Source organism: Streptomyces sp. NPDC029526, from assembly GCF_040637405.1.
Lineage (GTDB): Bacteria > Actinomycetota > Actinomycetes > Streptomycetales > Streptomycetaceae > Streptomyces.
This window is the reverse complement of the sequence record NZ_JBEZWE010000011.1, coordinates 209,572-216,196: the sequence shown is the minus strand read 5'-3', so window position 1 is coordinate 216,196 and position 6,625 is coordinate 209,572. Positions and strand designations below refer to the sequence as shown.

6 protein-coding genes are annotated in these 6,625 nt (G+C 68.4%); 2 read left to right on the top strand and 4 right to left on the bottom strand.

The genetic code is table 11. The annotated features are described in order from the left end of the window. Positions 1 to 450: 450 nt before the first annotated feature. Positions 451 to 1,098, top strand: coding sequence for an HAD family acid phosphatase (locus AB0F01_RS22745; protein ID WP_362098644.1), 648 nt, complete (start codon positions 451 to 453; stop codon positions 1,096 to 1,098). Positions 1,099 to 1,195: 97 nt separating this feature from the next. On the opposite strand, the gene AB0F01_RS22740 is transcribed toward AB0F01_RS22745, so the two are convergent. Further along, positions 1,196 to 3,721, bottom strand: coding sequence for an ATP-dependent Clp protease ATP-binding subunit (locus AB0F01_RS22740; RefSeq protein WP_164332939.1), 2,526 nt, complete (start codon positions 3,719 to 3,721; stop codon positions 1,196 to 1,198). 432 nt (positions 3,722 to 4,153) lie between these two features. Here AB0F01_RS22740 and AB0F01_RS22735 point away from each other — a divergent pair, with 432 nt between their 5' ends. Beyond that, positions 4,154 to 4,786, top strand: coding sequence for an SCO3374 family protein (locus tag AB0F01_RS22735; RefSeq protein WP_362098641.1), 633 nt, complete (start codon positions 4,154 to 4,156; stop codon positions 4,784 to 4,786). A gap of 69 nt (positions 4,787 to 4,855) precedes the next feature. Here the strand turns inward: AB0F01_RS22735 and AB0F01_RS22730 are convergent, their stop codons facing one another. The 3 genes from AB0F01_RS22730 to AB0F01_RS22720 form a co-directional block, all read right to left on the bottom strand. Further along, on the bottom strand, positions 4,856 to 5,191 hold the full coding sequence (locus AB0F01_RS22730) for an Lsr2 family protein (protein WP_362098639.1): 336 nt from the start codon (positions 5,189 to 5,191) through the stop codon (positions 4,856 to 4,858). A gap of 280 nt (positions 5,192 to 5,471) precedes the next feature. Further along, positions 5,472 to 6,020 carry an amino-acid N-acetyltransferase gene (locus tag AB0F01_RS22725; RefSeq protein ID WP_362098636.1) on the bottom strand — a complete coding sequence of 183 codons (549 nt, stop codon included), beginning with the start codon at positions 6,018 to 6,020 and terminating at the stop codon, positions 5,472 to 5,474. A 9-nt stretch (positions 6,021 to 6,029) separates the two neighbouring features. Beyond that, positions 6,030 to 6,563, bottom strand: a complete 534-nt coding sequence (locus AB0F01_RS22720) for a BlaI/MecI/CopY family transcriptional regulator (protein ID WP_362098633.1) — start codon at positions 6,561 to 6,563, stop codon at positions 6,030 to 6,032. Positions 6,564 to 6,625: the final 62 nt, after the last annotated feature.

Sequence of the window (6,625 nt, the reverse complement as noted above, 5' to 3'; positions counted from 1 at the left end):
CTGGGACATCGAAAACCTCACGGGGTGGGGACAGAGGAGAACCACCCGGAGCAAGGACCGCGCCGTGGTGGCCGTTCCTTGGTAACCGCCCCCGGTCAAAAGCTGCAAAGGTGTGACCTACGACGAAAGGCCGTAGATCCTGCGTGTAACCCACATCTCTTGACGGAGGGGTCAGAGCGGCGCGAAAGCCGCGTTTCAGGCTGATCCACCCCGACAGTGCACCAATTGTCCGATTTGAATTCCTCTGTCGGCTACTATTCCGTGTCGTACCGGCTTCACCCCTTGTGCGGCATGTCACCGGGGGCGCTCCCGCGCCATTTCACAAATGTGGCGCACGCCTCTAGGCACTTACCGTGCGGTAACCCTACGGTTCACCTCGCGTCACCCTCGCACACGAGCATGCACACGACATGTTGGCAGCGTCACGGACGTGAGAGGACCCCCCACCACATGAGAAGCCGACGCCCCTGGCTGCGCCGCGCATCGGTCACCGCCGTCTCCGCGGCCGCCCTGGTGGCCCTGGCCTCCCCGGCCCAGGCCACCGCCCCCGCCGCACCCGCCGCCCCGACGGCCGCCACAGCGGCCACGGCGACCGCAGCGGCGGACGTCGACTACGACACCTGGCAGCGGGACTGCCAGGAGGTCATGGACCAGGCCCTGCCCTATCTGAAGCAGCGGATCGACAACACCCGGCCGGGCGAGAAGCAGGCCCTCGTCCTCGACATCGACAACACCGCGCTGGAGACCGACTTCGGCTTCAGCTTCCCGCAGCCCGCCAACCGGCCCGTCCTGGAGGTCGCCCAGTACGCGGAGGAGCGCGGCGTCGACCTGTTCTTCGTGACGGCTCGCCCCGGCATCATCTGGGCGCCGACCGCGTTCAACCTCGACCACGCCGGCTACGAGTCCTCCGGACTGCACGTCCGCGGGTTCCTCGACCTGTTCAAGAACGTCGCCGACTACAAGACCGCCCAGCGCGTCGCCATCGAGGCGAAGGGCTACACGATCATCGCCAACATCGGCAACAGCGCCACCGACCTCTCCGGCGGCCACGCGGAGAAGACGTTCAAGCTGCCGGACTACGGCGGTCAGCTGTCCTGATCCGGGCGGAGCACCACCGGACGACACACAGGGGTCGGCCCCGGGACGGGAAGTCCCGGGGCCGACCCCTGTGTCGCGTCGCTGCCGAGCGCGAGCGCTACGCTTCCTTGCTCAGGTTCGGGCCGGTGCCGCCGGCCGCCTGCTCGATCGGCGGGACGTCGGGCAGCGCCGACTTCTCCTCACCGCGGAAGGTGAAGGTCTGCGACTCGCCCTCGCCCTCGGTGTCCACAACCACGATGTGACCGGGACGCAGCTCGCCGAAGAGGATCTTCTCCGACAGCGAGTCCTCGATCTCGCGCTGGATGGTCCGGCGCAGCGGCCGGGCGCCCAGCACGGGGTCGTAGCCCTTCTTGGACAGCAGTTCCTTCGCGGACGGGGAGAGCTCGATGCCCATGTCCCGGTCCTTCAGGCGCTCGTCCACCTTGCTGATCATCAGGTCGACGATCTTGAGGATGTCGTCCTGCGTCAGCTGCGGGAAGACCACCACGTCGTCGACACGGTTGAGGAACTCGGGCCGGAAGTGCTGCTTGAGCTCGTCCGAGACCTTGTTCTTCATGCGCTCGTAGTTGGTCTTCGTGTCGCCCTGGGCGGCGAAGCCCAGGTTGAAGCCCTTGGAGATGTCCCGGGTGCCGAGGTTGGTCGTCATGATGATGACCGTGTTCTTGAAGTCCACGACCCGGCCCTGGGAGTCGGTCAGGCGACCGTCCTCCAGGATCTGCAGCAGCGAGTTGAAGATGTCCGGGTGGGCCTTCTCGACCTCGTCGAAGAGGACCACCGAGAACGGCTTGCGCCGCACCTTCTCCGTCAGCTGGCCGCCCTCCTCGTAGCCCACGTAGCCGGGGGGCGAACCGAAGAGGCGGGAGACCGTGTGCTTCTCGCTGAACTCCGACATGTCGAGGGAGATCAGCGCGTCCTCGTCACCGAAGAGGAACTCCGCGAGCGCCTTGGACAGCTCCGTCTTACCGACACCGGACGGGCCGGCGAAGATGAACGAGCCACCGGGGCGCTTCGGGTCCTTCAGACCGGCGCGCGTACGGCGGATCGCCTTGGACAGCGCCTTGACGGCGTCGACCTGGCCGATGACCCGCTTGTGGAGCTCGTCCTCCATGCGCAGCAGGCGGGACGACTCCTCCTCGGTCAGCTTGAAGACCGGGATGCCCGTCGCGGTGGCGAGGACCTCGGCGATCAGGTCGCCGTCGACCTCGGCCACGACGTCCATGTCGCCGGCCTTCCACTCCTTCTCCCGCTTGGCCTTGGCGGCCAGGAGCTGCTTCTCCTTGTCCCGCAGGGAGGCGGCCTTCTCGAAGTCCTGCGAGTCGATCGCGGACTCCTTGTCGCGGCGGACACCGGCGATCTTCTCGTCGAACTCGCGCAGGTCCGGCGGCGCGGTCATCCGACGGATGCGCATCCGGGAACCGGCCTCGTCGATCAGGTCGATCGCCTTGTCCGGCAGGAAGCGGTCCGAGATGTACCGGTCGGCCAGGGTGGCGGCCTGGACCAGCGCCTCGTCGGTGATGGAGACGCGGTGGTGCGCCTCGTACCGGTCGCGCAGGCCCTTGAGGATCTCGATCGTGTGCGGCAGCGACGGCTCCGCGACCTGGATGGGCTGGAAGCGGCGCTCCAGGGCCGCGTCCTTCTCCAGGTGCTTGCGGTACTCGTCCAGCGTGGTCGCACCGATGGTCTGCAGCTCACCGCGGGCCAGCATCGGCTTGAGGATGGAGGCCGCGTCGATGGCGCCCTCGGCCGCTCCGGCACCGACCAGCGTGTGCAGCTCGTCGATGAACAGGATGATGTCGCCCCGGGTGCGGATCTCCTTGAGCACCTTCTTCAGGCGCTCCTCGAAGTCACCGCGGTAGCGGGAGCCGGCCACCAGCGCGCCGAGGTCCAGGGTGTAGAGGTGCTTGTCCTTGAGGGTCTCGGGCACCTCGCCCTTGACGATGGCCTGCGCGAGGCCCTCGACGACGGCCGTCTTGCCGACGCCGGGCTCACCGATCAGCACCGGGTTGTTCTTGGTACGGCGGGACAGCACCTGCATGACCCGCTCGATCTCCTTCTCGCGCCCGATGACCGGGTCGAGCTTGGACTCACGAGCGGCCTGGGTGAGGTTCCGGCCGAACTGGTCGAGGACCAGGGACGTGGAAGGCGTGCCCTCCGCAGGACCGCCGGCGGTGGCGGTCTCCTTGCCCTGGTAACCGGAGAGCAGCTGGATCACCTGCTGCCGCACCCGGTTGAGGTCTGCGCCCAGCTTGACCAGGACCTGGGCGGCGACGCCCTCGCCCTCACGGATCAGGCCGAGCAGGATGTGCTCCGTGCCGATGTAGTTGTGGCCCAGCTGAAGGGCCTCGCGGAGCGACAGCTCCAGGACCTTCTTGGCACGGGGGGTGAAGGGGATGTGCCCGGACGGGGCCTGCTGGCCCTGGCCGATGATCTCCTCCACCTGCTGGCGGACCGCCTCGAGCGAAATCCCGAGGCTCTCAAGGGCCTTGGCGGCGACACCCTCACCCTCGTGGATCAGGCCCAGGAGGATGTGCTCGGTGCCGATGTAGTTGTGGTTGAGCATCCGGGCTTCTTCCTGAGCCAGGACGACAACCCGCCGCGCGCGGTCGGTGAACCTCTCGAACATCGTTAATCGCTCCTCAGAGCGGTCAGGCAGTGGGGGGAACTTCCCCTCCCTGTCCTTCCGCAGCTTAGTCCCGCAAGCGGGGACCGCTCATTCCAACTGCCGTCACCGTCGATGGCCTCCTGACCCCGAACGTTCCGACATCTGCTCCAACCCGATGGTGCGAGACGATGTTCCCGCAGGCCAGGCAGTTACCCCCATCGCCAGTACGCCCGTGGCGAACGGAAGGCGTCCCGTTCTGCGTGTCGCCCTCTCCCACTAGGGATGTCTTACCCGCTGCGACGGACCGTCCATGCCGCGTACACGGGATCCCTCCGCTACGGGCGAACAACGTTGCGCCGCGCCCCACCCCCGTACGCCACCGAATCCGCCACCCGTCGCACTTCCCCGCGCACCGAGCGTAACCCCGGGGCCGCTCGTGCCGTTGCCCGGTACATGGTCGTCACCGTCTCCACCGGGGTGGGACTGCCGGGGCCCCGCCGGCCGCTCGGGTCCGGCGAGAGGATCCGGCACTGGTACGAGAACGAGCTGGGCTGGCCCACCGCGCCCGGCCCCCGGCCACGCCTGGTCGTGGGCGTGCGCTTCGACGTCCTGGACGTGCCGGCCGAGGCGGGGCACGCGGCCCTGGCGCACTTCGGCCGTGCGGGCGACGCCCCGGCGTTCCCGGTGGCCGCCCAGGGCGGCCGACTGCGGCTGCTGGTCGCCGCGGGCAGTGCGCAGGAGCTGCCGGGGCTGCTGGACTGGCTGGAGTGGGGCGGCCTGCCGCTCGGCCTGGCCGCGATCGGTACCGACGGCCTGATGGACGCGCCGCCGCCCCCGGGCCACCGCCCGACCGGTGCCCCGCGGGCCTGTCCGGGCCCCGTGACGTCGCCGGGGGCCGCCGTGTGGCTGCGGCCCCCCGAGCCGGGAGTCGAGGTCGAGTCCTCGCTGCCGACACTGTCGGCGATGGGGGGCCGTCGCCGCTCCGTCGACCTGGCGCGACTGGTGAACACGGTGGCCACCCAGTGCCACCGCGTCCGGCTGCGGCGCGCACGCACCGGGCCCGCCGCGGCCTCGCGGACCCCCTGAAGCCCCCCGACAGCCTCTCCGGAGCCCGTAAGAAGCCGGGGAGGGGTGCGGACCCCGCCGGACCCGACGTCAGCCGTTGGCCTTTTCGTACGCCTCGCGGATGGAGGCGGGAACACGGCCGCGGTCGTTGACCTCGTAGCCGTTCTCCTTCGCCCACGCGCGGATCGCCGCCGTGTCCTGGCTCCCACCGGAGGACGCGCGGGACTTTCCGCGCCCGCCGGAAGCACGGCCACCGGTACGCCGGCCGCCCTTCACGTAGGGCTCGAGAAGGCCGCGGAGCTTGTCCGCATTGGCGGTGGTGAGATCGATCTCGTACGTCTTGCCGTCCAGTGCGAACGTCACCGTCTCGTCCGCTTCGACGCCGTCGAGGTCGTCGACAAGAAGGACCTGAACCTTCTGTGCCACCGTAATTCCTTTCATCGATAACGTGAGGGTCCGGTGAGTCGGCGTCCGCCGTATCGCCGCCCCTTGTTATATGCAGTACTGCAGTACATCGGAAAGCAAACCGCTTTTGGCGAAAAAACACAAACCCCTGGCGCGGACCGATCGCCCTCCCACGGCCCGGAAACATGCGCGTTTCGGACATAGGGCACCGGCCGAAGAGGGCCCGTCCGCCGATCGGAAGGGCGGCGGAACGGGGTGCGGGAACGGGGCGGGGGAACAGTGGATCGGGAATCGGTGGCGATCACAGATGCAGAAGCATCCGGCTGTTGCCCAGGGTGTTCGGTTTCACTCGTTCGAGACCCAGGAACTCCGCGACGCCCTCGTCATAGGAACGCAGCAGCTCGGCGTACACATCGGCGTCGACAGGAGTCTCGCCGATCTCGACGAAGCCGTGCTTGCCGAAGAACTCGACTTCGAAGGTCAGACAGAAAACCCGGCGAACACCGAGCCAGCGGGCGGTCTGCAGCAACTTCTCCAGCACGTGGTGTCCGACACCGGCGCCCTTCAGCCCGGGCTTGACCGCGAGCGTGCGGACTTCGGCGAGGTCCTCCCACATCACGTGCAACGCCCCGCAGCCGACGACTTCGGCGTTGTCGTCCCGTTCGGCCACCCAGAACTCCTGGATGTCCTCGTAAAGGGTCACCGTCGCTTTGTCGAGCAGGATGCCCCCGCGGACGTAGGCGTCGAGGAGACCGCGCACGGCCGGCACATCGCCGGTGCGGGCTCGGCGGACGGTGATGGCTTTAACGGTCGCGGTCACTTCTGGACCATCCGGGCTGTCTGCTGACATGGACGGACGTTATCGCCCGGGACCGTCCCCGGCGGAGTCGGGGTTCTCGTTCCCGGCCGTCCCGGCGGCCGGAGGCCCGGGGGGTTCGGGGGGTTCGGCTTCCGCCCCTTCGCGTTCCGCGGGGGCCCCTTCCCGGGGTTCCGCGGGGGCGGGCTCGGCACTTCCGGACTGTTCCGCGGTATCCGGGATCCTGAGGATACGGACCGCGTCGGTGAGGGCCTGGCGCTGTTCCTCGCTCATCATCCCGAAGAAGGCGACGAGAGCCGCCGCCGGGTTGTCGCTCTGCGACCAGGCCTCGTTCATCAGCGCGGCGGCGTAGGCGGCTCGGTTGGAGACGGCCTCATATCGATAGGCCCGGCCTTCCGCCTCGCGGCGCACCCAGCCCTTCTGGTGGAGATTGTCGAGCACGGTCATCACGGTGGTGTACGCGATGGACCGCTCCTTCTGGAGGTCTTCCAGGACTTCTCGGACGGTCACCGGGCGGTTCCACTTCCACACCCGCGTCATGACCGCGTCTTCGAGTTCTCCCAAGGGGCGAGGCACAGCCAGAACAATAGTGGGAGATCCGGACAATGGCGTGCCGACGTGCTCCTTCACCGGGAAAC

Excerpts from the sequence above, each read along its gene's own strand:
- AB0F01_RS22745 (WP_362098644.1), top strand. The coding sequence starts at position 451 with ATGAGAAGCCGACGCCCCTGGCTGCGCCGCGCATCGGTCACCGCCGTC.
- AB0F01_RS22740 (WP_164332939.1), bottom strand. The coding sequence starts at position 3,721 with ATGTTCGAGAGGTTCACCGACCGCGCGCGGCGGGTTGTCGTCCTGGCT.
- AB0F01_RS22735 (WP_362098641.1), top strand. The coding sequence starts at position 4,154 with ATGGTCGTCACCGTCTCCACCGGGGTGGGACTGCCGGGGCCCCGCCGG.
- AB0F01_RS22725 (WP_362098636.1), bottom strand. The coding sequence starts at position 6,020 with ATGTCAGCAGACAGCCCGGATGGTCCAGAAGTGACCGCGACCGTTAAA.